We start from the raw sequence: 25,454 nt of genomic DNA, 5'->3' as shown, positions 1-25,454 counted from the left end.
GACCTCAGAAGATGTAATCGGTGGTCAGGAAGCTCGAGTTTCGGCCGCTGATGATCTCGCTGAGAAGCTCTTTGCTGCTTTCCTGGAACTTGGTCGCCACCAGGGTCCGAATCGAAAACACCCGCAGCGCATCGTGCACCGACAGCGTGCCCTCGGCGGAATTCTTGCGGCCGTTGAACGGGTAGGTGTCAGGACCGCGCTGGCACTGGGCGTTGAGGTTGATCCGGCCGACCTGGTTGGCGAAGGTGTCCACCAGCCTGCCGACCGCCACCGGGTTGGTGCCGAAGATGCTCAGTTGCTGGCCGAAGTCGGATTCAAGGACGTAATCAATGACGGTGTCCAGATGACGGTAAGGCACGATTGGCACGACCGGGCCGAACTGTTCTTCTTGGTAGACGCGCATCTGCGGTGCCACCGGGTACAACACGGCCGGGTAGAAGAACGATGCTCGGGATTCACCGCCGTTGGGGTTGACCACGGCTGCACCTTTGCTGACTGCGTCTGCCACCAGGGTGTGCAGGTAATCGACCTTGCCTGACTCCGGCAACGGCGTCAGCGCCACGCCGCTGTCCCACGGCATGCCGGGTTTGAGGGCGGCGAGTTTGGCGTTGAATTTCTCGATGAACGCCTCGACCACGTCTTCGTGGACGAAGAGGATTTTCAGCGCGGTGCAGCGCTGACCATTGAAGGACAAGGAACCAGTGACGGCTTCGCTGACCGCATTGTCCAGATCGACCTCCGGCAGAATGATGCCGGGGTTCTTCGCATCCAGGCCCAGCGCCGCGCGCAGACGGTGAGGCCTTGGGTGGAGTTTTTTCAGGTCGCTGGCGGCCTTGTTGGTGCCGATGAACGCAAAGATATCGATCTTGCCGCTGGCCATCAGCGCACTGACGGTCTCGCGGCCGCTGCCGTAAATGACGTTGATCACCCCGGCCGGGAAGCTGTCGCGGAACGCTTCGAGCAGCGGGCGAATCAACAGCACGCCAAGCTTGGCCGGCTTGAACACCACGGTGTTGCCCATGATCAGCGCCGGAATCAGCGTGGTGAAGGTTTCGTTCAGCGGGTAATTGTAAGGCCCCATGCACAACGCCACGCCCAGCGGAACGCGGCGGATCTGGCCGAGGGTGTCCTGTTCCAGTTCAAAGCGGCTGGAGCGGCGGTCGAGTTCCTTGAGGGCATTGATGGTGTCGACGATGTAATCGCAGGTGCGGTCGAATTCTTTTTCCGAGTCCTTGAGGTTCTTGCCAATCTCCCACATCAGCAACTTGACCACCGCCTCGCGCTGTTCGCGCATGCGAGCCAGGAAGGTTTCGACGTGCTGGATACGCTCGGCCACACGCATGGTTGGCCACAGACCCTGGCCGCGGTCGTAGGCGCGGACGGCCGCATCGAGCGCCGTCAGTGCGGTGTCGGCATCGAGCAGCGGCGTGCTGCCGAGAATTACCTGTTCATCGCCATTCGCGCCGCTCAGGTACACCGGGCTGCGGACTTGGGCGAGGGGCCCGGACCAGGTTTTCAGTTCACCATCGACTAGATACTCGCGCTGCTCGGTCGGGCCGTTAAGGCGGTACTTTTCCGGGACGTTGTCGGCGGTGGGAAACAGGTTGCCAAGGATTTGTGCTGTGGTCATGTCGCTACCCCGTCTGGATTGGGTGATGCACTGATGAATCGTTTTAGCAGACCTCGGACTCGCTTGTCATGGCTCATCTTATGATTTTTTTGGCGAGCCCTGTAGCAGCTGCCGAGCCTGCGAGGCTGCGTTCGGCGGCGAAGCCGTCGCAAACCCTGCATGCAAGGTTTTCCTGACACACCACGATATCCGATTACACGACGGCTTCGCCGCCGAACGCAGCCTCGCGGGCTCGGCAGCTGCTACGGGGCGATCTTTTGCCCCTGAAAACACACAAGTAACGATCCCCCGGTTAAACTTCACGCTCTTTCTGAAGGAGTTCATATGAGTTATTACCAGCCGGGCATTCTCGCCACCCCTGTTCCGCCTCAAGCTCGTCATATGTTCTTCGCCCTTGAATCCGCCGAGGCACTGCCGGCTGCGCTGGATAACCTGATGCGCCTGGTGGACGGAAAGTCGGCGGTCGTCGGTTTCGGTGAATCCCTGGTCAAGGCGCTGCACGCGCAGATCGACGGGCTGCGCGTTTTTCCTGCGCTGGTTGGTGTCGGCGTCGACAATCCGTCGACCCAACACGCGCTCTGGTGCTGGCTGCACGGTGTTGACCGTGGCGAACTGCTCAATCGCAGTCATGCGATCGAAGCCGCGCTGGCACCGGCCCTGCGTCTGGTGCAGATGAACGAAACCTTCCGCCACATGAGCGGCCATGACCTGACCGGTTACGAAGACGGCACCGAAAACCCTCACGACGAAGCGGCTGTGGCCGCCGCATTGTTGAGCGAAGGCGCGGACGGTCTGGTCGGTGGCAGCTTCGCCGCGATCCAGCAGTGGCAGCATGACTTGAAAGGCTTCCACGCAATGCCGTCCCATGAGAAGGACAACATCATGGGCCGTCGCCTGAGCGACAACGAAGAACTCGACGACGCGCCGATCTCCGCCCACGTCAAACGCACCGCCCAGGAAAGTTTCACACCCGAAGCCTTCGTGGTCCGTCGCTCGATGCCGTGGATCGAAGGCGATCGTGCCGGCCTGATGTTCCTGGCTTTCGGTTTTTCCCTCGATGCGTTCGAGTCCCAGCTGCGGCGCATGAGCGGTCTGGAAGACGGCATCACCGACGGCTTGTATCGCATCAGCCGACCGATCACCGGCGGCTACTACTGGTGCCCACCACTCAAGGATGGTCGCCTCGACCTGCGCGCACTGCGCATCGGCTAAACCTCAAGGAGTGTCTATGAACGTGGTGCGCTGGGGCATGATTGGGTGCGGCAGTGTGGCCGAGCGCAAAAGCGGGCCGGCGTTCTACAAGGCGCCCGGCTCGGCGCTGGTGGCGGTGATGGGTCGGCGTCTGGAGGCGGTGACCGATTACGCCGCGCGCCACGGCATTGCCCGGGTCTACACCGACGCCGAAGCCCTGATCAATGACCCCGAGGTGGACGCGGTGTACATCGCCACGCCACCCGACAGCCATCACGCTTACAGCCTGCAAGTGGCTGCCGCCGGCAAACATTGCTGCGTCGAAAAACCGATGTCGCTGAGCGCCGGGCAAAGCCGTGAGATGCAAAAGGCCTTTGCCGAGGCTGGATTGCATCTGTTCGTTTCCTACTACCGACGCTCGTTGCCGCGCTTCCAGCAAGTGCGGCAATGGCTTGCCCAAGGGCGGATCGGCGACGTCCGACACCTGACCTGGACGCTGACCAAAGCGCCTTCACCGTTCGACCTTGGCGGCACAAACAACTGGCGCACCGACCCGGCGATTGCCGGCGGGGGTTACTTCGCCGACCTCGCCAGTCATGGCTTCGACTTGTTCCAGTACCTGGTCGGTGACATCGTCGAGGTTGCCGGTTTCACCGCACACCAGGCTGGCCTCTATGCCGCCGAAGATGCCGTCAGCGCCAGTTGGCGGTTTGCCTCCGGGGCGTTGGGCATGGGTTGTTGGAATTTCGTGGCGGACCGTCGCGAGGACCGGGTAGAGGTGATCGGCAGCCAAGGCCGGATCAGCTTTTCTGTGTTCGACGAACACCCGGTACAGCTTGAAGCCGAGGAACACCTCAGCCTGCACATCGAACATCACGAACACATCCAGTGGCACCACGTGCTGGGCATGAACGCCCACATCCGTGGCGAAACGCAGCACCCGGCGCTGGCCGAGCAAGCGTTGAAAACCGATTGGGTGATGGATCAGATCCTGAAACGGACTTGAGTACCTACCGCAAACATCGTCTGGTGTAGCAGCTGCGGAGCTCGCGAGGCTGCGTTCGGCGGCGAAGCCGTCGTGAAATCAGACATCACGGAGTGTCAGGAAAACCTTGCATACAGGGTTTGCGACGGCTTCGCCGCCGAACGCAGCCTCGCGAGCTCGACAGCTGCTACGTATGCACGGTGAGCGAATCTAACCTTATGCCCAAACAATATTTCTCAACCCCCGCACCCCTCTCTAAGATCACGTCATAACTCGTTATAACAAGTGATCTGCCATGACCGATAACGTTCTTTCTCTCAGCCCTCTTTCTCTGAACAGCATCCCGCTGCACACCCAACTGCGCGATGTGCTTCGCGCCCGGATTCTCGACGGCGAATACCCGCAAGACAGCCAGATGCCCTCCGAAAGCGAGCTCGGCACTTTGTTCAAAGTCAGCCGCATCACCGTGCGCCAGGCCCTCGGCGATCTGCAGAAAGAAGGGCTGATCTTCAAGATTCACGGCAAGGGCACGTTCGTGGCCAAACCGAAAACCTTCCAGAACGTCAGCACGCTGCAAGGCCTGGCCGAGTCCATGACCGGTCGCGGCTACGAGGTGATCAACCGCCTGCGCAGCTTCAAATTTATTCCTGCCGACAAACTCGTCGCCGAACGTTTACAGGTAGCCGAAGGCGAGACTGTGGCGCAGATCAAACGCGTGCGGCTGATCAACCGCGAACCGATCTCGCTGGAAATCACGTATCTGCCCAAGGCCATCGGCGAGCGGCTGGAGAAGGCCGATCTAGTAACACGCGATATTTTTCTGATCCTGGAAAACGACTGCGGCCTGGCCCTCGGGCACGCCGATCTGGCCATCGACGCGGTGCTGGCCGACAGCGACCTGACCCAGGCGCTGAACGTTGAACCCGGCTCGCCGATCATGCGCATCGAGCGTCTGACCCATAGCGCCAATGGCCAGCCTCTGGACTTCGAACACCTTTACTACCGCGGCGATGCGTTCCAGTACCGCTTGCGAATCGACCGGCAAAAAGGGGATCAGGCATGACCCACTGTTCTATCACCAGAAGCACTCTGGAACAGGAATACGACATCGTCGTGATCGGCGGCGGCACTGCCGGGCCGATGGCGGCGATCAAGGCCAAGGAGCGCAACCGCGATCTGCGCGTGCTGTTGATCGACAAGGCCAACGTCAAACGCAGCGGCGCGATCAGCATGGGCATGGACGGGTTGAACAACGCGATCATTCCCGGGCACTCGACACCGGAGCAATACACCAAGGAAATCACCATCGCCAACGACGGCATCGTCAATCAAGCGGCGGTGTATGCCTATGCGACCCACAGCTTCGAGACGATCGAGCAATTGGACCGTTGGGGTGTGAAATTCGAGAAGGACGAAACCGGCGATTACGCGGTCAAGAAAGTCCACCACATGGGCGCTTACGTGCTGCCAATGCCGGAAGGGCACGACATCAAGAAAGTCTTGTACCGCCAACTGAAACGGGCGCGGGTGAGCATCACTAATCGGCTGGTCTGCACCCGGTTGCTGACGGACGAAGAGGGCGCGGTCAACGGTGTGATGGGCTTCGATTGCCGCACGGCTGACTTCCATGTGATCAAGGCCAAAGCGGTGATCCTGTGCTGCGGCGCCGCCGGGCGTCTGGGCTTGCCGTCTTCGGGTTACCTGATGGGCACTTACGAAAATCCCACCAATGCCGGCGACGGTTACGCCATGGCTTATCACGCCGGGGCTGAACTGGCGAACCTCGAATGCTTTCAGATCAACCCGCTGATCAAGGATTACAACGGCCCGGCCTGCGCCTACGTCACCGGCCCGTTGGGTGGCTACACCGCTAACAACAAGGGCGAACGCTTCATCGAGTGCGACTACTGGAGTGGGCAGATGATGTGGGAGTTTCACCAGGAACTCGAAAGCGGCAACGGCCCGGTGTTCCTCAAACTCGATCATCTGGCCGAAGAAACCATCCAGAACATCGAAGAGATCCTGCACAGCAACGAACGCCCGAGTCGCGGCCAGTTTCACGCCAATCGCGGCACCGATTACCGCACGCAGATGGTCGAGATGCACATCTCCGAAATCGGTTTTTGCAGCGGTCATTCGGCGTCCGGGGTGTGGGTCAATGAGAAGGCCGAGACGTCGGTGAAGGGTTTGTACTCGGCGGGTGACATGGCGGCGGTGCCGCACAACTACATGCTCGGCGCGTTCACCTATGGCTGGTTTGCCGGCAGCAACGCGGCGGACTTTGTCGCCGGGCGCGAGTTTTCCGCGCTGGATGCGGATCAGATCGAAACAGAAAAGACTCGGGTTTACGCACCGCTGGACCGCGAACACGGTCTGCCACCGGCTCAAGTCGAGTACAAGCTGCGGCGTTTTGTGAACGACTATCTGCAACCGCCGAAAGTGACCAGGAAGATGCAAATCGGCCTGCAACGCTTCAGTGATATTCAGCGCGATCTGGATCAGATCAAGGCCCACAACGCCCACGAGCTGATGCGCGCGATGGAAGTCAGCATGATTCGCGACTGCGCCGAAATGGCCGCCCGCGCTTCGCTGTTCCGCGCCGAAAGTCGCTGGGGGCTTTACCACTATCGGGTCGACCACCCGCAACGCAACGACAATGAATGGTTCTGCCATTGCCATCTGAAGAAGGGCGATGACGGCGCGATGACCAGTTTCAAGAAAGCCGTCGAGCCTTACATCATCCCGCTGAACGCCGATGAAATGCAGGCCTACGACCGGCTGCGGGTCGGTGCCTTTGCTGCCTGAGCATCACCCAAGAGAGAAACTGCCAATGGCCTATCAACCCCAGGAAATCTTCTTCCGCTCCAACGCCCCCGTCACGGTCGACGAGGACAAATGCATCGCCCACAAAGGTTGCACCGTGTGCGTCGACGTCTGCCCGATGGACCTGCTGGCGATCAACCCGGCCACGCAAAAGGCCTACATGGCGTTCGATGAATGCTGGTACTGCATGCCGTGTGAGAAGGACTGCCCGACCGGGGCGGTGAAGGTCGAAATACCCTATCTGTTGCGCTGACTGACAGGACGCCATCGCGAGCCTGCTCGCGAAGAGGCCAGCCCAGACACCCACAAAGCCCTGAAAACCCACTGCCGCGATTTGCCCTATGACCTCTCTATTCGATGTAACCGAGAACGACGACATCCTTGCCCTGCAACCGCGCCTGACCGATGACGACCCTGGCGTGCGCCGCATTGCCCTGATCGAGTTGGCCGACCTCGAAGAGGCGGATGGCTTGCTGTGGCTGGTCAATCGACTGGCCGAAGACCCGACCGAAGAAGTGCGCGCCGAAGCGGCGCGATTGCTGGAAGCCTGGGAAGATGAACCGGTGGTCGAAGCGCTGTGCCAGGCGCTGACCGACTCATCGCTGGCGGTGCAGTCTGCCGCTGCGCAAAGCCTTAGCCTGCTCAAGAGCGAAGCAGCGGGGCGGGTGATTCTGCCGTGGACCGGGCATGCCGACATCAGCGTGCGCGTCGCGGCTTTCAGGGCCTTGCGCGAGTTGCGTTTTTCCGAGGCTGCTTGCGCGGCATTGTCAGCGTTGGACGATAGGGACGCCCATGTCCGGCGTGAAGCGGTCGGCGTACTCGGCTGGCTCAAACAGCTCGATGCCTTGCCGGCCCTGGCCCGACTCGCCAGCCATGACCCGGACACCGAAGTCCGCCGCGCCGCCACCGGCGCCCTAGGCCTGGCGTCTGACGCACAAGTGCTGCCGGCGCTGCGTCAGGCATTGCAGGACCAAGCCTGGCAAGTGCGCGAAGAAGCCGCCACCACATTGGGCAAAGTCGGACATGCCGACGCTGGTTCTGCCTTGGTCGAAGCCTTGAGCGATGATTACTGGCAAGTCCGCCTGCGCGCCACCCGCAGCCTTGGCCGTTTGCGTTACGTACCGGCCCTCGAAGCGTTGACCGAAACCCTCGGCCATCGCATCAGCAATTTGCGCAAGGAAGCTGCCCTGGCCCTTGGCGAATTGAACGATCCAGGCGCCATCGCCGCATTGCAGGCGGCGCAAGACGATGGCGACCCGGAAGTGCGCAAAGCCGTGCGCATTGCCTTGAGTCAGCTGCAATGAACCCGCTGGCGATTGGTAATTCCCAGGGTAAACAACAATTGCGCCTGAACTGGCCGGATGGCCGTGAGCAGGTCCTCGATCACACCGAACTGCGCCGCCAATGTCCGTGTTCGCAATGCCGGGCATTTCGGTTGCAGGGCCTTACGGTGAAAGTGAATGAGCGCATCCGCGTGGTCGAACTCAATGCCCAGGGCTACGGCCTGCAACTCATCTTCAGCGACGGCCACGAACGCGGCATCTACCCGTGGCCCTACCTCTCCGGGCTAACCCCAGCCCTGTAGGAGCGAGGCTTGCCCGCGAAGGCGTTTTACCTGACACACCGCCTTCGCGGGCAAGCCTCGCTCCTACAAGTGCTTGTCAGGAAAAACCCAAAAGAGTACAAATGTACTCCATGACGACTTTAACTCCCCGCCGTACCGCCATCCTGACCTTCATCCGCGATCGAATCGCCGAACACGGTCAGCCCCCGAGCCTCGCTGAAATCAGCGAGGCCTTTGGCTTCGCGTCCCGTAGCGTGGCGCGCAAGCACGTGCTGGCGCTGACCGAAGCCGGTTTTATCGAGGTCAATGCGCATCAGGCGCGCGGCATCCGGCTGTTGAATCAACCGCCGCGGCCCGAACTGCTGGATGTTCCGGTACTCGGTCGAGTGGCGGCAGGTGCCCCGATCGGTGCCGATGCCGAGGTCCACAGCCGTTTGCTGCTTGATCCGTCGATCTTCTCGCGGCTACCGGATTACATGCTGCGGGTGCAGGGCGATTCGATGATCGAGGACGGCATTCTCGATGGCGATCTGGTGGGCGTGCGGCGCAATCCCGAAGCGGTCAACGGCCAGATCGTCGTGGCGCGGCTCGACGGCGAAGTCACCATCAAGCGTTTCGAGCGAGTCGGCGATTCTGTTCGCCTGTTACCACGCAATCCAGCTTACAAACCGATCATTGTTCGAGCCGATCAGGATCTGGCCATCGAAGGTGTGTTCTGCGGTCTGGTGAGGCAAGGGTGATGGGCGCCGTCGTTGCGTTGGATACGCTGTTCAATGGCGGCCAGGTCTGGAAGGGCCGGCCTGCGCCACCGGCCGTCAGCCCGCAACCCACCGGGCATGCGGCGCTGGATGCGGCATTGCCCACGGGCGGGTGGCCGGAAGCGGCGCTGACTGAAATCCTGCTGGCCGGGCAGGGCGTGGGTGAGTTGCAACTGGTGTGGCCGGCGCTGGCGCGGCTGTCGGCGGCAGAGGAGCGCATCGTACTGGTGGCACCGCCTTACGTGCCGTATCCCCAGGCCTGGCAGAACGCCGGGGTCGATCTGCGGCAACTGTCGATCATCCACGCCAGCGAGCGCGATGCGCTGTGGGCGGCGGAACAATGCCTGCGTTCGGGCAGTTGCGGGGCGGTGTTGTGCTGGCCGCACAAGGCCGATGATCGAGCGTTGCGACGGTTGCAGGTGGCGGCGGAAACCGGCCAGACCCTGGCGTTCGCCTATCGTGCACTCAGTGAAGCCATCAACCCGTCGCCAGCGGCCCTGCGCATCGCCATCGACGCCAAACCTGCGCAATTGCGGGTGCTCAAGTGCCGGGGCGGGCTGGCCCGTTCGGCGCCGATTGCCTTTGCCGTCGGGCATTGAGGTTGCCATGCGCTGGGTTTGCATTCTCTTTCCGCAATTGGCGCTGGACGCGGTACTGCGTCAGCGCCCCGACCCCGATGAGCCGCTGGCATTGCTGACCGGCCCGGCCCAGCGTCGGGTGCTGCAGGCGGTCAACGGTTCGGCGCGGGCGCTGGGCTTGCGTCCGGGCCAGTCGATGACCGCCGCTCAGGCCCTGAGCAAAGGGTTTGTCACCGCCGAATACGATGCTGCCGAGATCGAGCACTGGCAGCAGTTCCTGGCTGCCTGGGCCTATCGGTTCAGCTCTCAGGTCAGCGTGCATTACCCGCGCGCCGTGGTGTTTGAAATCGAATCCAGCCTGGGTTTGTTCGGGCCCTGGCCGCAGTTCGAGGCGCGGTTGCGGGCCGAACTCGGCGAGCTGGGGTTTCGTCACCGGATTGTCGCCGCGCCCAATCCGGTGGCGGCGCGGGTGCTGGCCAACGTTTATGACGGTCTGGTGGTGCCGGACAATGAAGCTTTGCAGCGCCACCTCGGGCAGTTGCCCGTCGACCGGATCGCCCTGGAGCCAAGCGTTGCCACGGCATTGTCGCGCATGGGGCTGCGCACCTTGAGTCAGGTGCAGGCGCTGCCACGACATAGCCTGGCCCGGCGTTTCGAGGCCCAGGTGCTCAAGCATCTGGACACCCTGTTCGGCGAGCGACGGCTGGCGCTGGCGTTTTACCTGCCGCCGGACCGTTTCGATGTGCGCATCGAACTCAACTTCGATGTGCAATCCCATCAGGCGTTGCTGTTTCCGTTGCGCAGGCTGACCGGCGATCTGGCGGCGTTCCTCTGCGGGCGGGACAGCGGTGTGCAGCGTTTTGACCTGCACCTGGAACATGCCGGGTTGCCAGACACGCTGATCAAGGTCGGCCTGCTCAGTGCCGAGCGCGATCCGGCGATGCTGTTCGAACTGGCCCGGGGGCGTCTGGAACAAGTTCAGGTCGAGGCGCCGGTGCGCGGTTTTCGTCTGCGCGCTGAAGAGCTACCGGCCTTTGTGCCTCAGTACCAGGAACTGTTCGACGATCGTCCGCAGCAATCCTTGTCTTGGGAGCAACTGCGCGAACGCTTGCGCGCACGGCTAGGGGATGACGCGGTGCAAGGCTTGCGGTTCCAGGCTGATCACCGGCCGGAATGCGCGTGGCAGGCCAGTGTCGACAGCCAGATTTGTGGGGTGCTGCCTGCCGTGCAACGCCCAGGCTGGTTGCTGACCGAACCGCAGGCAGTACACGAAGGTTCGACGCGCATCCTCATGGGGCCGGAACGCATCGAGTCGGGCTGGTGGGACGGCGACGACGTGCGCCGCGATTACTACTTGATCGAAACCCGTTCCGGCCAGCAGGGCTGGGCCTATCGAGCGGTGGGTGAAGACGGTCCGCTGTGGCTGCAAGGCTGGTTCGCATGAGTATCGATTATGCCGAGCTGCACTGCCTGTCGAACTTCAGTTTCCAGCGCGGTGCTTCCAGTGCGCTTGAGCTTTTTCAACGGGCGAAAAAGCAGGGCTATCAAGCGCTGGCGATCACCGACGAATGCACCCTGGCGGGTATCGTCCGTGCCTGGCAGGCGGCCAAGACCGTGGAGCTGCCGCTGATCATCGGCAGTGAAATACGCATCGAAGACGGCCCGAAACTGGTACTGCTGGTGGAAAACCTTGAGGGTTATCAAACCCTGTGCCGCCTGATTACCCGCGCCAGACGGCGCACGCAGAAAGGCCAGTATCAGGTGCTGCGGGAGGATTTCGGCGAGCCGTTGCCAGGACTGTTGGCGTTGTGGGTGCCGGACGCCGTCGATGACTTTGAGCAGGGCCACTGGCTGAAGCAGACCTTCGCCGAGCGACTGTGGCTGAGCATTCAGTTACATCGCGGACAGGATGACACCCGGCGACTGGCGGCGCTGCTGACCCTGGCGCGGGAACTGCGGATCCCGGCGGTGGCCAGCGGCGATGTGCACATGCACGCTCGCGGCCGGCGTGCCTTGCAGGACACCATGACCGCGATCCGCCATCACCTGCCGGTGGCCGAAGCCGGGTTGCGTCTGCACCCTAACGGTGAACGGCATTTGCGCAGCCTCGACGCCTTGCGCGATCTCTATCCGCAGGCCCTGCTCGACGAAACGCTGAACATCGCCCGCCGCTGCACGTTCGACCTCAGTCAGTTGCGTTATCAATATCCCCGGGAACTGGTGCCTGAAGGTCACACGGCCACGTCCTGGCTGCGGGCGTTGGCTGAAAAGGGTGTTCGGTGGCGCTGGGAAAAAGGTCCTAAAGCCGAAGTGTTGGTGCAGATCGACAAGGAACTGCAGCTGATTGCCGAGTTGGGGTACGAAAGCTACTTCCTGACGGTTCACGACATTGTGAATTTCGCCCGCGAGCAACGCATTCTCTGTCAGGGGCGCGGTTCTGCCGCCAACTCGGCGGTGTGCTTCGTGCTGGGGATCACGGAGATCGATCCGGAGCGGAGCACGCTGCTGTTCGAGCGTTTTCTCTCCAAAGAACGCAACGAACCGCCAGACATTGACGTCGATTTCGAACACGAGCGACGTGAAGAAGTCCTGCAATACGTGTTTCAGCGTTATGGCCGGACGCGTGCGGCGCTGACGGCGGTGGTCAGCACTTACCATGGTGCCGGCGCAGTCCGCGATGTGGCCAAGGCACTGGGTTTGCCGCCGGATCAGGTCAACGCCCTGGCCGACTGTTGCGGCCACTGGAGTGATCAGGCACCGCCCGTCGAGCGCCTGCGTGAAGGTGGTTTCGATCCCGACAGCCCGGTGTTGCGCCGGGTGCTGAGCCTGACCCAACAATTGATCGGTTTCCCCCGACACCTGTCCCAGCACCCTGGCGGTTTCGTGATTTCGGAGCAGCCCCTGGACAGCCTGGTGCCAGTGGAAAACGCCGCCATGGCCGAGCGCACCATTATCCAGTGGGACAAGGACGATCTGGATGCGGTCGGGTTGCTCAAGGTCGATATCCTTGCGTTGGGCATGCTCAGCGCGATTCGTCGTTGTTTCGATCTGCTGCGTCGGCACCGTGGCCGTGACCTGAGTCTGGCAACGGTGCCGGCCGAAGACCCGCAAACCTACGAGATGATTGGCCATGCGGACACCATCGGGGTGTTCCAGATCGAATCCCGGGCACAGATGTCGATGTTGCCGAGGCTCAAGCCCAAGAATTTCTACGATCTGGTGATCGAGGTGGCGATCGTTCGTCCGGGGCCGATTCAAGGCGGGATGGTGCATCCCTATCTGCGGCGGCGTAAGGGCGAAGAAGAGGTGGTCTATCCGTCGAAAGAACTCGAAGTAGTGCTCAAACGCACCTTGGGCGTGCCACTGTTCCAGGAACAGGTGATGCAGATCGCAATCGTCGCCGCCGACTACAGCCCCGGCGAGGCCGATCAATTGCGTCGCTCCATGGCCGCCTGGAAACGCCACGGCGGACTGGAACCGCACAAGGAGCGCCTGGCGGACGGAATGAAGAAAAACGGCTACACGGCGGAGTTCGCCGCGCAGATCTTCGAGCAGATCAAAGGCTTCGGCAATTACGGCTTTCCCGAATCCCACGCCGCCAGTTTCGCCTTGTTGACTTATGCCAGTTGCTGGTTGAAATGCCACGAGCCGGCGGCCTTCGCCTGTGCGTTGATCAATAGCTGGCCCATGGGTTTCTACAGCCCGGACCAGATTCTTCAGGACGCCCGCCGGCATCATTTGCAGATTCGCCCGGTGGACGTGCGGGCCAGTGACTGGGATTGCAGCCTGGAACCGATCACCGGCGCGCAGCCGGCCATTCGCATGGGGTTGCGGATGATCAAAGGCTTTCGCGAGGACGATGCCAGGCGTATTGAAGTCGCACGGTCGAAAGGGACGTTTGCCGACATCGCCGACCTTGGCGAACGGGCGCGACTCGATGCTCGCGCCCAGGAGCAACTGGCCGATGCCGGTGCGTTGCGCGGGTTGGCCGGTGACCGGCATCGGGCGCGCTGGGAGGTGGCGGGGGTGCAGAAGCAGCTCGGCTTGTTTGCCGGTTTGCCGAGTCAGGAAGAGCCGGCGGTGTCTCTGCCCAAACCCACCGTGGGCGAGGACCTGCAAGCCGATTACAACAGTGTTGGCACCACCCTCGGTCCGCATCCGCTGGCTTTGCTGCGGGGTGAATTGAAAGCCCGGCGTTGCCGCAGTTCGAAAGAGCTTATGGATGTCGAGCACGGCCGACCGGTCAGCGTCGCCGGATTGGTCACCGGCCGGCAACGTCCAGGCACCGCCAGCGGTGTGACCTTCGTGACGCTTGAAGACGAGTTCGGCAACGTCAACGTGGTGGTCTGGCGTGACTTGGCCGAACGGCAACGGCAGGTATTGGTCGGCTCGCAATTGCTCAAGGTCGATGGGCGCTGGGAAAAGGAAGGCGAGGTGCGGCATCTCATCGCCGGGCGCTTGAGCGACCTGAGTTTCTTGCTCGACGGCATCCATGTGCGCAGCCGGGATTTTCGCTGACCTGCGACATTCAGCTATACCTATGAAACCATTGGCGTCGGCAGTGCTCGAAACAAACGGGCACGCACCGACTCTCGCCGTTGCACTGCCTGAACACATGTCATTCACAAGACATAGGCCAGTCGATGCAGTTTCTAGACAATAGCCACGGATGTACCGGCTGGAGCGGTGAAATGGCCGGACGCATTCGCGCGTTCGACTGGAGCCTGACCGAGCTCGGGCGCATCGATACCTGGCCCGGGAGCCTGTGCAGCGCGGTGCAGTTATTACTCGCCTCACCCCTGCCGATGGTGATGCTGTGGGGCCGGCCCGGTTACATGATCTATAACGATGCCTACTCCAGATTTGCCGGTGGGCGCCATCCTTACCTGCTGGGTTCCCCGGTGGAATTGGGCTGGCCAGAGGTCGCCGAATTCAATCGGCATGTAGTGGATACCTGCCTTGCGGGCGGTACCTTGTCCTATCACAACAAAGCCCTGGTGCTGTTGCGTGATGGCGTACCCGAAGACGTCTGGATGGATCTTTACTACAGTCCCGTCGCCGATGATGACGGGCACCCCGCCGGGGTCATGGCGATGGTGGTCGACACCACTGATCATGTGATTTCCGAGCGCCGCCGCCAGGAAGCCGAAAGCGCTTATCGCGCCGACAATGAAAGAGTTCGCCTCGCGCTCAATGCCGGGGCTTTGCTCGGCTCGTTCGTCTGGGACATCAAGGCTGATGTGCTGTCTGCCGATGAACGCTTCGCCCGCACGTTTTCCTACCCGCCCGACCAGAACCTGGCCAACCTGCCACCCCTCATCGCTGAAATGCAGATTCATCCCGACGACCGTAGTTGGGTTCAGGAACGGATCAATCAGTCGGTGGAAACCGGCATCCCCTATAACGCCGAATACCGGGTTCTGCGGCCCGATGGCAGTTACCTGTGGGTGCTGGCCAGCGGGTGTTGCGAGTTCGATGAGCAAGGTGAGGCGTTCCGCTTTCCCGGGGTGTTGATTGACATCCACGAACGCAAGACCGCCGAAGAGTCGTTGCTCAAATTCACCCGCAACCTGGAGCAGCGAGTCGCCGACGAAGTCGAAGCGCGGCTGGCGGCCGAAGAGCAGTTGCGCCAGTCACAGAAACTCGAAGCCATCGGCGGTCTCACCGGCGGTGTGGCCCATGACTTCAATAACCTGTTGCAAGTCATCGCCGGCAACCTGCATTTGCTGGCGCGTCACGAGCCCGACAATGCCAACGTGCAACGCCGGGTCAGTGCATCGATTGCCGCGGTCGAGCGCGGTGCCAAACTGTCGTCGCAATTGCTCGCGTTTGCCCGTCGTCAGCCTTTGTCGCCGGCGGTGTGCGATCCACGGCAGATCTTCGAAGGACTGGGGGAATTGTTGCAGCGGGCGCTGGGGGAGACTATCCAGATCAAGGTGACGGCGCCTGACCATCCATGGCATCTCTACGTGGACCGCAATCAACTCGAAAACGCCATTCTCAACCTGGCGATCAACGCTCGAGACGCCATGAGCGGCGAGGGGACCATTGCCCTGAGCGCCGAGAACATTGCTCTCGACCGCAAGTTTTGCGCAGGCAAAGGCATCGTCGCCGGCGACTATGTTTGCGTCGCGGTGGCTGACACAGGGGTCGGCATGCCGCCTCAAGTGCTCGCCCAAGCCTTCGAACCGTTTTTTACCACCAAGGCCGACGGCCAGGGTACCGGCCTGGGTTTGAGCATGGTGTTCGGTTTCGTCAAACAGAGCGGTGGGCACATAGAGATTTCCAGCGTCGTCGGGCAGGGCACTCGGGTGCAACTGTATTTCCCGCGCAGCTTGCGTTCGTTGCCCGGTGAAACAACGCGCCATGATCCGCAGCACCGGGGCGGGCACGAAACCATTCTGGTGGTCGAGGACAACGAAGCGGTGCGTGGCTCGGCGGTCGACTTGTTGTGTGAAGAGGGCTATCAGGTGCTGACCGCGGCCAACGGTGACCTGGCCATGCAGATGTTGCTGGATGGCGTGGCGGTGGACCTGATCTTCACCGATGTGGTCATGCCCGGTCTGATCAAAAGTTCGGACCTGGCCGCCTGGGCCAAGGTGCAGAATCCCCCGGTGGCGGTGCTGTTTACCTCCGGCCACACCCGGGACATTATTTCGCGCAATCACCAGCTCAGCCCCGACACTTATCTGCTGAGCAAGCCTTATGGCCCTGAAGCGCTGTTGAGTAAGATCCGCAACGTGTTGGGTGGTTGAGACCTGTAGGCTGTAATGCGATCCGCCCCTGTAGGAGCGAGGCTTGCCCGCGAACAAGACCCCGCGGGGTGTAATCAGGTATCCCGCGCCATTGTTCTTCGCGGGCAAGTCGGATCGCCGCACCGCTCGCTCCTACAGGGGGCTAACTGACCGATATAAAGGATTATTTATCGGGATGAGCCGCCTGGAGTTTTTTCGCCATATCCAGGTGTTTTTCCAGCGCTGGCAACATTTTTTGGGCAAAGGCCTTGAGTTCGGCAGCGCCTTTGGTCTTGTCGTCCGTCACTGTGTTGGCTTGTTTTTTGAACCGTTCAATCGTTTCTTCGTGAGCCTTCACCTGATTGTTGGCATAGGCCGTATCGAAGGATTCATCGCGCAAGTCGAGAATTTTTTCCTTGGCCTGTTTGACCACCGTCGTCGTGTCCGGCATCTCGATGTCATGCTTTTTCGCCAGGGCCGCCAGTTCTTCATTGGCTTTGGAATGATCAGTGACCATCATATTGGCGAACGCCTTGACGTCGGCCGATGAGCTTTTTTCCAGGGCCAGTTTGCTGGTCTCGACTTCCGCGATGCCACCCTCGGCCGCGTCATCGACGAAGTCGTTGGAAGTGGCGGCAAAAGCCGTGCCCATGCTGGTGCTCAAGGCTACGGCCAGGGCGAGGTGACGCAGATTGAATCCGTCCATCGGTCATTCTCCACACAGGTTTTTATGGGGCGATCCGAGTGATCGTTAATCAATTGAGGTCATCTTTCGAACAAAGGTTTTATCGCATTTGCGACAGGACGACGAACGGACACCGCTGGTCTGATAGACGGTCGACAGAACACCCCAAGCAAGGCCATTCTGATACCTGGTGAACGCAATCGATCGCGTTTGCTACCGATTAACAAACGGAGGTGTTCCATGCCGGTGACTCATGACCTTTATCAGGATTTGCGCTGCACGAAGGAAGAGATCCAGCAAAAACGCACCAAGGATCCGTTACTGGATTCACTGCTCAACAAGTACTCCCAGACGGACGCGGAAGTGTTGAAAGCCGAGTCCGCACTATCGAATGCACTTAGCGATGACGAACTCAAGAAGCTCAAGGAGAAGCGCGTGGAGTTCAAGAAGAAGATCGTTGAACGACTCCAGACGCCGTCCTGACATCCGTATCAAGTCACCGATGACCGGTGACTGAAAAATTGGAACGGGGATAAATACCGGCACCTCGAACGATCAGAGCCGACTTTGCGGCCCATGCGAGGTGCCCCATGCCCGATCCAACCTTTCCCCAAAAAGATAAGTACCCCAGCGAAGAACAGGGCGGCTACGATCCGATTCCGACACATCCCGAACCCTTGAGCCCGGGACGCACCACCGTCAACCCCGAGGATGAACCGGGCATCGATGAATTGCCGGACAATGAGGGCATAACGCCTCTGGAACAGGATGACGTCACTGACATCGACCCGGAGCGAGTGCGCGAAGAGACAGACAATTCGGTACGCGATGGTGAGATGGATCCGCGTTGATTCAAGATCGAAAGATCGTCCGAACGCGGCCCGAGCCTTCGGCAGCTCCTACATTGATCGTGTGCACCGTGATCTTGCGGATGCACCCGAACCCGTAGGAGCTGCCGAAGGCTGCGATCTTTTTTTGCCGCCACGCCCTATTTCAATGCCGTACTCAACGGCAACCGCGCCATGTGCCGCGCTTTCAGCGAGCCCAGATACAACCAGTCCCCGTATTCACGCACGGTGGTGATGGGTGAGTAGTTGCCGCTACTGGCGTCCTGCAGATTGGCAATCACTTTACCGTCGAGGTCCAGGCCGAGGGCGAAGGCGCGTTCCTCCACTGGTTTGGGCAGAACCGTCATCGCGCGCACGATCATCTTGCGTACCAGAGGGTAGGGCGCCGTGGCGTCGAGCAGTGCATTGCGCGGTGCATACAGAGCCACCCAGAAACGGTCGCGGCCATTGAAGGCCAGGTTGTCCGGCAGCCCCGGCAAATTGTCGATGAACAGATCGTGGGTCCCGGCTTTCGGCCCGGTCAGCCAATAGCGGCTGATGCGATAGGCGCCGGTTTCGTTGACCAGCACAAACGCATCGTCAGGCCCCAGGGTCACACCGTTGGCGAACTCCAGCTTATCCAGCAAGACCGTCGTCGTGCCGGTCTGGAAGTCATAACGCAGCAATCGACCGTCGCCGCCGTGCTCGATGATCGCCTCGCCATCGTTGCCGTAACCCCAACGGCTGGAAGCATCGCTGAAATAGGCGTAATGCCCGGACTTGTCGATGACCACGTCATCGGTAAAGCCGAAGGGCACGTTATTGGCCGTGGTGCTCAATGCAATTACACGGCCTTGAGCATCGAGCGACAGCAACCCCTTGACCCCATCGGCGATCACCAGCAAACCATTGGGATGACGGGCCAGGCCCAATGGCCTGCCACCGGTATCGGCCAGCACCTTGGTGGTTTTGCCGTCGAGGCTGGTGCTAATCAACCGGCCGTCATGCAAGCCGGTGATGAGGACGTCTTCCTCCAGCAGCAACGCCTCCGGACCGTCGATGTCAGCGGCGCCGACACGTTCCACGCCTTTGAGGCGCTGATTGTCTGTGTAGATGCCATCGATGAGGGAGGGCGCCGGTGACGGCGTCCAGGCGATCGGCTGGACTTTGGTGGGTAATAACAACAGGAAGCCGCCAATCACAATGATCAACAGCAACAATAAATGCCGAACCTTGAGGGCTCTTTTCACACGGTGACTCCTGTCAGTGCCAGATGTTTTTGCGCCATCTCGCGTAACGCCAGCATCGATTGCGCCGATTCACGCTCGATGCGCCGCTTGAGTAACAATCGATTGGCGATGCGCATCAGCACACCGCTGAAGCAATACTCCAGGGTGCGGACAAACCGCGTGCCATCGCCCTCTGCCTCACACTCGTAAGTCACCACCAATGACAGCCCATGATCGCCTTGGGCCCGAGCGCACCAGCGGCGACCGGGCAAGTATTCGTCGACCTCCCAACTCAAATGACCCTCACGCCCACCGGCCCGAATGTCTTCCTCGAACCGCGCCCCCGCATATAACGGGCCGCTCTGGCCATCGACCTTGAGGGAGGACGGATGCCACTCCGGCCAACGGGTCGCGGTGCTGGCGTAGGCGAGCACGGCGATCGGATTTCCAGCGATGTCGACTACGTGCTGCAGGCGGGTCATAGGCGCTCTCATCAGGTGCGGAGGTACTTGCTCCGGTTCCCAGTACAGGGTGCCGAACAGGTAGTCCATCAGTGGAAACACGATATTGAAATTGCGCTCCTGCATCAGCTCGCGGCGATGGTGCAGTGCGTGCAGACGGCGCATCTGGCGAATCCAGGGCAGACGCGTCAGCGGGTTGCCGGGTGGTAGATGTTCGCAAGCGTGGAACACTTCATAGGTCAGGTAACCGAGGACCATGCAGCCGCCGAACAGCCCCGCGACGTTGCCGTTGAGCTGAGCCAGCAGCCACCACGCGGGCGCGGTGATGACGAAGGTATGCAACACAATCAGCCAGGCCGGAAACAGAATCACCCGCCAGTCGCGGGCACTGTCGTAGGTCATATGGCCGGGGGTGAAAAAGCTGTGATGGTCACCGGCGTGACGGGCGTAGAACATTCGCGCCAAGCGCTTTTTGTGGTGCCCCAGATGCCGATGCACGACGTAGACACCGAAGTTGAAGAACAACAGGGTCAGCGGCACCGCCAGCCATTCCAGCGGGTGTACCTGATGCACGGTGCTCCAGAACGCGCCGATGGCCAGCAAACCGAACAGCAACACAAAGGCGCCATGCAGCCAAGGGTTGTAGAGCGGATGAATATCGGCACGGTAGCGCGCGCGGAATGCTTCGGTGGTCTGCCTCACTGCGTTCACCTATGGTTATTGTTATAACCAGCAGATTAGTCGATCCCGCCGCAGAGGCTGGCCCAACCTTGAGGCCACATGCGCCATGCTCCGGTGCAAGACGCCTGGCGTCAGGTCAAGGGGTTCCAGCGCTGGGACCAGTCGTCGTCCGTCTTGATCACTTCGCGCAGCAAGTCGAAGGCTCGTTGCAGGGTCGCCGAGTCGCGGTCCCGGGAGTAAACCAGGTAGGTCGGGTAGCTGAACTCCGGGGCTTTGGGCACTGGCTCCAGCACGCCGCTTTCCAGATAGCTCTGGACCACGCGGGTGCGAAAATAGCCGCTGCCGCCGTTTTCCAGAATGTACTGCAAGGCGAGTGGTCCGAGGTTGAAGCTCAAGGCGGCCTTGGCCTTTTCCGGCAACGCGGCATCGTGCTGACGACGAAAGTCCGGGCCCCAGTCGATATACACGTAAGGATCGGGCTGTCCGGCCAGGCGCACCAGGATGAGCTTTTCTTCCAGCACCTGCTCCACTTGCAGGCGCGGCCAGTACTCGGGCTGATAGACCAGCGCCGCATCCAGCACCCCCAGCTCCAGTTGGCGGAGCAGGTTTTCGCCATCGCGGATTTCCATGCGCAAGGCGTGGCTGGGAATTTTCTCGCGCAGTTCGCCGGCCCAGCTGAGCATCAACGGGTTGCACAGACTGACCTCGCCACCGATGTGCAGCACATCGCGATAGCCCTCGGGCAGCGGCAAGTCCCGGCGCGCTGCTTCCCAGGTCTGCACCAGTTGATTGGCGTACACCACGAAGGCCTCGCCGTTCGGCGTCAGACGCGCACCGGCACGGTTGCGCACGAACAGCGTGCTGCCGAGCTGACTTTCGAGCTTCTGCACGCGTGCGGTAATCGCGGTCTGGGTGACGTGCAGCTTTTCAGCCGCCGCGGCCAGGCTGCCGTGGCGGACGATTTCCAGAAAAGTGCGGGCGAGATCGATGTCCATGGGCTGGCCGATGTGGGAGGTGCGGGCATTGTAAGAGCAGCCATGGCCGGCGGATAGCCGAGTTGGCGGGGTAAAGCAAAGATCAAAAGATCGCAGCCTTCGGCAGCTCCTACAGGATTTGTGTTCGCCCGATATTCCACGGCATGCGCGATTCCAATGTAGGAGCTGCCGCAGGCTGCGATCTTTTGCAGGCGCTACCGATCATTCGGCCAATGCAACCTCCTTCACCACCGCCCATTCCACCACTAACCGCTGAGGCGTGCCACACGCCTTGCGCTTGAACACAAAATTTCGGCATTTCTCGGCAAACTGTTTGCGGTTCTGCACCATGTCCAGCTGCATCTCTTCCAGCTCGGCATTGCGACAATGCTGCATCAGTTGAGTATCGAGCTGGCTTTTACGCTCACGTATCGCCTGATACGCCGGATCACTCAACGCACCGTTGGCCCGCTGCAACAACCACAGGCCAAACTCGTCGGGACAGCGTGGGCCGATTTCCTGGACCATGCCTAGTTGCAACGCCTGGGTGGCATTGATCGGCAGGCAATCTTCCGTGAGTTTTTCCGCCATTGCCTGGCCGACAGCGCGGGGCAGGCTGTAGGTCCAGTACTCGGAGCCGTACAGGCCCATGGTTTTGTAATGAGGATTGAGCACAATGTCGGACCGGGCGAAGACGATGTCGGCCGCCAGCGCTAGCATCACACCACCGGCTCCGGCATTGCCGGTCAAGCCGCTGATCACCAGTTGCCGAGCGCTGAGCAGTTCCTGGCAGACGTCATCGATGGCCTGAATATTGGCCCAGGCTTCCAGCCCCGGAACCGCTGCGGCCTGGATCACGTTGAGGTGCACGCCGTTGGAGAAACTGCCGCGCCCACCCTTGATCAGCAGCACTTGTGTATCCCGGGACTTGGCCCAGCGCAGGGCCTCCACCAATCGCTGGCATTGTTCGGTGCTCATCGCGCCGTTGTAAAATTCGAAGATCAGCTCGCCGACGTGGCCTGATTCGCGATAGCGGATCGGTTGATAGGACTCATTGTTGAAGGGCTGGGAGGCGATCGACCAATCGAGGGTCGGCACTTGCGCCAGCTGTTCAGCGAGCACATGCCGGGCCGGGCGTTTGAAGGTTTCTTCACCGGACTGGGGTTTGTGTCGCAGCGAGCCGATCCACAGGCTGGTATCGCCGGTCGACACCAGCACCGCATCATCATGCACCGCGAGAATCTCCCCCGGCGTGCCGCTGCGCGAATCCAGGTGAGCGTCGTACAGGTAATACTGACCGCCAGCCAGGCTCGCCAATACGCCGGGCTGGCCGTCGGCAGCGTCGATGCAGCGTTTGATGAAGCGCGAGCTATCGTGCCAGCTGAACGACCGGTCGGCTTGTTTCATGTTCGGTTGCAAGCGGCCAATCACATGGCGTTGGCTGTAATCCAAGGGCACAGGTACGAACCCGGCGATGAATTTTTCCACGACTTCGCGGATGCAGGAGATCGCCGCATCGCTGACGCGCCCGTTGTACAAATCGGATTTGCGCAGGTCCTGGGGGAGGTTGAATTCACAGGTGGCCCAGACCGGCCCGGCGTCCATTTCCTCGACTGCTTGCAACGCGGTCACGCCCCAGCGGCTGAGTTCACGGGTAATGGCCCAGTCCAGCGCATTGGCGCCACGGGCGCCGACAATGCCCGGATGAATGATTACCACGGGACGCTGGCGGTTGCTCCACAACTGTTGCGGTACCCGGTCCTTGAGGAATGGGCAGATCACCAGATCGGCACCGGAGTGTTCGATTTGCTCACACACCGCGTCTGCCTCGGTGAACAGCACCACGCTGGGCGAGTGACCGGCTTGACGCAAATCCAGCCAGGCCCGTTGGGTCAGGCCGTTGAATGCTGACGCCAGCAGAATGATTTTCAATGACCGCATGATTGGCTCTTCCTTGAGAATTTTGGGCCGCAGGCTCCCAATGAGCCGTCCGTGGCCTTCGATGGAAGCGCGATAGTAGTGATTGTGCGGAGGGGAACAACTGATCGAGATCAAGCTTGTGTCAGAGGGTGTTTCAGTTAAGGGCAAAGTCAGACATGTAGGAGCCAGGCTTGCCGGCGAAGGCGTCCTTGAGAGCGCCTTCGCCGGCAAGCCTGGCTCCTACGAAAAGCGGTTTACTCGTTTGACTCAGAGAGGCGCCTTCCTCGGCGCCCAAAAACTCCAATCAAAACGCAAAACACGAACAGCCAAACGCCCCCCAGAACCCTTGAAAGTCACTGACCGGCGCTGACGACAACCGCGCCCGCTCATGGCTGTGGGCATGCACCGCGCAAGCTCCCACGCACTGGTGCACTTGCGCGGTCAGCGGCGCCAGGGGTTTCCAGTGCCCCGGTACATTCACCACCGGCGACCACTCAGGTACCACCGGGATGGGCGGTGGCCCCAGTTTTTCGAACTCGACGCTGCCGTGGACGATCTTGCCGTCGACAATGGTCAGCACCGATTCGATCCATTTGATCGCTTCGTCTTCGATGTGAAAGTAGTCCGCGGACAGTGCAATCAGGTCTGCCAGTTGCCCGACCTTGATCTGGCCTTTCTTGCCTTGTTCGGAGGAAAACCAGGCGCTGCCGTGGGTAAACAGTTCCAGCGCCGTATCGCGGCTCAAACCTTGCGGGTACAGCGCCAGTCCGCCGACGGTGCGGCCGCTGACCAGCCAGTACATCGAGGTCCAGGGGTTGTAGCTGGACACGCGCGTGGCATCGGTGCCGGCGCCGACCGGCACACCCTCGGCGAGCATGCGCGCGATCGGGGGTGTCGCCTCGGCTGCTTTCGCGCCGTAACGGTCGACGAAATATTCGCCTTGAAACGCCATGCGATCCTGGATGGCGATGCCGCCACCGAGGGCTTTGACCCGTTCAATGTTGCGTGGGCTGATGGTTTCGGCGTGATCGAAGAACCACGGCAAGCCGTCGAACGGCATATCCCGGTTGACCTTCTCGAACACGTCGAGCATGCGGCTGATGGATTCGTTGTAGGTGGCGTGCAGGCGGAAGGGCCAGCGCTGTTCCACCAGATGCCGGACCACGGGCTCCAGCTCCTGCTCCATGGTTTGCGGCAGGTCGGGGCGGGGTTCGAGGAAGTCTTCGAAATCCGCTGCCGAGAACACCAGCATTTCCCCGGCGCCGTTGTGCCGCAGGAAGTCATCGCCCTGACCGTAATGGGAGTTGCTGGTCCAGTTTTTGAAATCGGCCAACTCTTCCTTGGGTTTTTGGGTGAACAGGTTGTAGGCAATGCGCACCGTGAGCTGTTGGTCTTTGGCCAGTTGCTGGATGACTTGATAATCGTCCGGATAATTCTGATAACCGCCGCCGGCATCGATGGCGCTGGTGACGCCCAGCCGATTGAGTTCGCGCATGAACTGGCGGGTCGAGTTGACTTGGTATTCCAACGGCAGCTTCGGTCCCTTGGCCAGGGTCGAGTAGAGGATCATCGCATTGGGTCGGGCGATCAGCATGCCCGTGGGGTCGCCATTGGCATCGCGCTGGATTTCGCCGCCCGGCGGGTTTGGCGTGTCGCGGGTATAACCGACCACTTTCAACGCCGCGCGATTGAGCAGGGCGCGATCATAGAGATGCAGGACGAACACCGGGGTGTCCGGCGCGGCCTTGTTCAGTTCTTCAATCGTCGGCAGGCGCTTCTCGGCAAACTGGAATTCGTTCCAGCCACCGACCACCCGCACCCATTGCGGCGTCGGCGTGCGATCGGCCTGATCCTTGAGCATGCGCAAGGCATCGGCGAGGGACGGCACGCCTTCCCAGCGCAGTTCGAGATTGTAATTCAGGCCGCCACGGATCAAGTGCAGATGAGAGTCGTTGAGACCGGGAATCACCGTGCGGCCATGCAGGTCGATGATCTGGCTGCCAGGACCTTGCAGCGCCATGGCCTGGGCATCGCTGCCAACCACCACAAAGCGCCCGTCCTTGATCGCGACGGCACTGGCCTGGGGTTTCTTGCGGTCGACGGTGTGCAGGCGTCCGTTGTACAGAATCAGATCGGCCGGGGCATCGGGCATGGTTTTACTCCCTGCGAATAGTGGGCTGACCCAGGCACCGACGGCGCCTGCCGAAAGACCTTGCAATACACGGCGACGACTGAAGTCGTTGTGCTCGTCAGGTGGACTCATGGCAGTGCTCTCCACAAAGTCTTCAAAAAAGAAGCGAGGGCAATCAGCCGATGTCTGACGCATGCGGCCAGAAGGAATATAGTCGGCAAATTCGCAGATAGCCGTTTTCCGAGGGCGAAAAAAAACGAATCCCGCCACAAGGGGCGGGATT

General features: G+C 61.0%; 21 protein-coding genes. 14 read left to right on the top strand and 7 right to left on the bottom strand.

Annotated features, from left to right (window positions below):
- Positions 1–4: 4 nt before the first annotated feature.
- Positions 5–1,630, bottom strand: coding sequence for an NADP-dependent glyceraldehyde-3-phosphate dehydrogenase (locus tag NHU87_RS10355; protein ID WP_253548024.1), 1,626 nt, complete (start codon positions 1,628–1,630; stop codon positions 5–7).
- A gap of 324 nt (positions 1,631–1,954) precedes the next feature.
- Between NHU87_RS10355 and NHU87_RS10350 the strand changes: the two genes are divergently transcribed.
- The 12 genes from NHU87_RS10350 to NHU87_RS10295 all read left to right on the top strand — a co-directional run bounded on the left by NHU87_RS10350 (position 1,955) and on the right by NHU87_RS10295 (position 16,284).
- On the top strand, positions 1,955–2,842 hold the full coding sequence (locus NHU87_RS10350; RefSeq protein WP_253548022.1) for a Dyp-type peroxidase: 888 nt from the start codon (positions 1,955–1,957) through the stop codon (positions 2,840–2,842).
- 16 nt (positions 2,843–2,858) lie between these two features.
- A complete protein-coding gene (locus NHU87_RS10345; protein WP_253548020.1) occupies positions 2,859–3,827 on the top strand; it encodes a Gfo/Idh/MocA family protein in 969 nt (322 codons plus the stop codon).
- Between the two features lie 274 nt (positions 3,828–4,101).
- Positions 4,102–4,869, top strand: coding sequence for a GntR family transcriptional regulator (locus tag NHU87_RS10340; protein WP_253548018.1), 768 nt, complete (start codon positions 4,102–4,104; stop codon positions 4,867–4,869).
- Entirely contained in the window at positions 4,866–6,611 is a 1,746-nt protein-coding gene (locus NHU87_RS10335) for a fumarate reductase/succinate dehydrogenase flavoprotein subunit (protein WP_253548016.1), read from the top strand. Before NHU87_RS10340 ends, NHU87_RS10335 begins: the two co-directional genes overlap by 4 nt.
- Before the next feature lie 25 nt (positions 6,612–6,636).
- Positions 6,637–6,882: a 4Fe-4S dicluster domain-containing protein gene (locus NHU87_RS10330; protein WP_003180418.1), complete on the top strand. Its 246-nt coding sequence runs from the start codon at positions 6,637–6,639 to the stop codon at positions 6,880–6,882.
- A gap of 88 nt (positions 6,883–6,970) precedes the next feature.
- On the top strand, positions 6,971–7,933 hold the full coding sequence (locus NHU87_RS10325; protein ID WP_253548014.1) for a HEAT repeat domain-containing protein: 963 nt from the start codon (positions 6,971–6,973) through the stop codon (positions 7,931–7,933).
- Positions 7,930–8,214: a DUF971 domain-containing protein gene (locus NHU87_RS10320; RefSeq protein WP_253548012.1), complete on the top strand. Its 285-nt coding sequence runs from the start codon at positions 7,930–7,932 to the stop codon at positions 8,212–8,214. Before NHU87_RS10325 ends, NHU87_RS10320 begins: the two co-directional genes overlap by 4 nt.
- A gap of 101 nt (positions 8,215–8,315) precedes the next feature.
- Entirely contained in the window at positions 8,316–8,933 is a 618-nt protein-coding gene (gene lexA, locus NHU87_RS10315) for a transcriptional repressor LexA (protein WP_253548010.1), read from the top strand.
- Entirely contained in the window at positions 8,933–9,550 is a 618-nt protein-coding gene (imuA, locus tag NHU87_RS10310) for a translesion DNA synthesis-associated protein ImuA (RefSeq protein ID WP_253548008.1), read from the top strand. Before lexA ends, imuA begins: the two co-directional genes overlap by 1 nt.
- 7 nt (positions 9,551–9,557) lie before the next feature.
- Positions 9,558–10,973 carry a Y-family DNA polymerase gene (locus NHU87_RS10305; RefSeq protein WP_253548006.1) on the top strand — a complete coding sequence of 472 codons (1,416 nt, stop codon included), beginning with the start codon at positions 9,558–9,560 and terminating at the stop codon, positions 10,971–10,973.
- Positions 10,949–14,047 (top strand): error-prone DNA polymerase, encoded by a 3,099-nt coding sequence (locus NHU87_RS10300; protein WP_437180827.1) that lies wholly within the window; start codon positions 10,949–10,951, stop codon positions 14,045–14,047. Before NHU87_RS10305 ends, NHU87_RS10300 begins: the two co-directional genes overlap by 25 nt.
- Positions 14,048–14,172: 125 nt before the next feature.
- The gene (locus NHU87_RS10295; protein ID WP_253548002.1) at positions 14,173–16,284 is read left to right on the top strand and encodes a hybrid sensor histidine kinase/response regulator; all 2,112 of its coding nucleotides are present in this window, start codon (positions 14,173–14,175) and stop codon (positions 16,282–16,284) included.
- A 163-nt stretch (positions 16,285–16,447) separates the two neighbouring features.
- Here NHU87_RS10295 and NHU87_RS10290 read toward each other — a convergent pair whose 3' ends face one another.
- Positions 16,448–16,969 (bottom strand): DUF4142 domain-containing protein, encoded by a 522-nt coding sequence (locus NHU87_RS10290; RefSeq protein WP_253548000.1) that lies wholly within the window; start codon positions 16,967–16,969, stop codon positions 16,448–16,450.
- 219 nt (positions 16,970–17,188) lie between these two features.
- Here NHU87_RS10290 and NHU87_RS10285 point away from each other — a divergent pair, with 219 nt between their 5' ends.
- A complete protein-coding gene (locus tag NHU87_RS10285) occupies positions 17,189–17,431 on the top strand; it encodes a hypothetical protein (RefSeq protein WP_253547998.1) in 243 nt (80 codons plus the stop codon).
- A gap of 107 nt (positions 17,432–17,538) precedes the next feature.
- Positions 17,539–17,799: a hypothetical protein gene (locus NHU87_RS10280; RefSeq protein ID WP_253547996.1), complete on the top strand. Its 261-nt coding sequence runs from the start codon at positions 17,539–17,541 to the stop codon at positions 17,797–17,799.
- Positions 17,800–17,936: 137 nt separating this feature from the next.
- Here NHU87_RS10280 and NHU87_RS10275 read toward each other — a convergent pair whose 3' ends face one another.
- The 5 genes from NHU87_RS10275 to NHU87_RS10255 form a co-directional block, all read right to left on the bottom strand.
- The gene (locus tag NHU87_RS10275; RefSeq protein ID WP_253547994.1) at positions 17,937–19,025 is read right to left on the bottom strand and encodes an SMP-30/gluconolactonase/LRE family protein; all 1,089 of its coding nucleotides are present in this window, start codon (positions 19,023–19,025) and stop codon (positions 17,937–17,939) included.
- Positions 19,022–20,167, bottom strand: coding sequence for a sterol desaturase/SRPBCC family protein (locus NHU87_RS10270; RefSeq protein ID WP_253547992.1), 1,146 nt, complete (start codon positions 20,165–20,167; stop codon positions 19,022–19,024). Before NHU87_RS10270 ends, NHU87_RS10275 begins: the two co-directional genes overlap by 4 nt.
- A 110-nt stretch (positions 20,168–20,277) precedes the next feature.
- Positions 20,278–21,141 carry a LysR family transcriptional regulator gene (locus NHU87_RS10265; protein ID WP_007898206.1) on the bottom strand — a complete coding sequence of 288 codons (864 nt, stop codon included), beginning with the start codon at positions 21,139–21,141 and terminating at the stop codon, positions 20,278–20,280.
- Between the two features lie 201 nt (positions 21,142–21,342).
- Positions 21,343–23,061, bottom strand: a complete 1,719-nt coding sequence (locus NHU87_RS10260; protein ID WP_253547990.1) for a hydrogenase maturation protein — start codon at positions 23,059–23,061, stop codon at positions 21,343–21,345.
- 283 nt (positions 23,062–23,344) lie between these two features.
- Entirely contained in the window at positions 23,345–25,192 is a 1,848-nt protein-coding gene (locus tag NHU87_RS10255; protein ID WP_253548074.1) for an amidohydrolase, read from the bottom strand.
- Positions 25,193–25,454 lie beyond the last annotated feature (262 nt).

Origin of the sequence: Pseudomonas mandelii, assembly GCF_024138395.1 — a bacterium.
Classification (GTDB): domain Bacteria; phylum Pseudomonadota; class Gammaproteobacteria; order Pseudomonadales; family Pseudomonadaceae; genus Aquipseudomonas; species Aquipseudomonas mandelii_E.
This window is presented reverse-complemented; position numbering and strand designations above follow the sequence as displayed.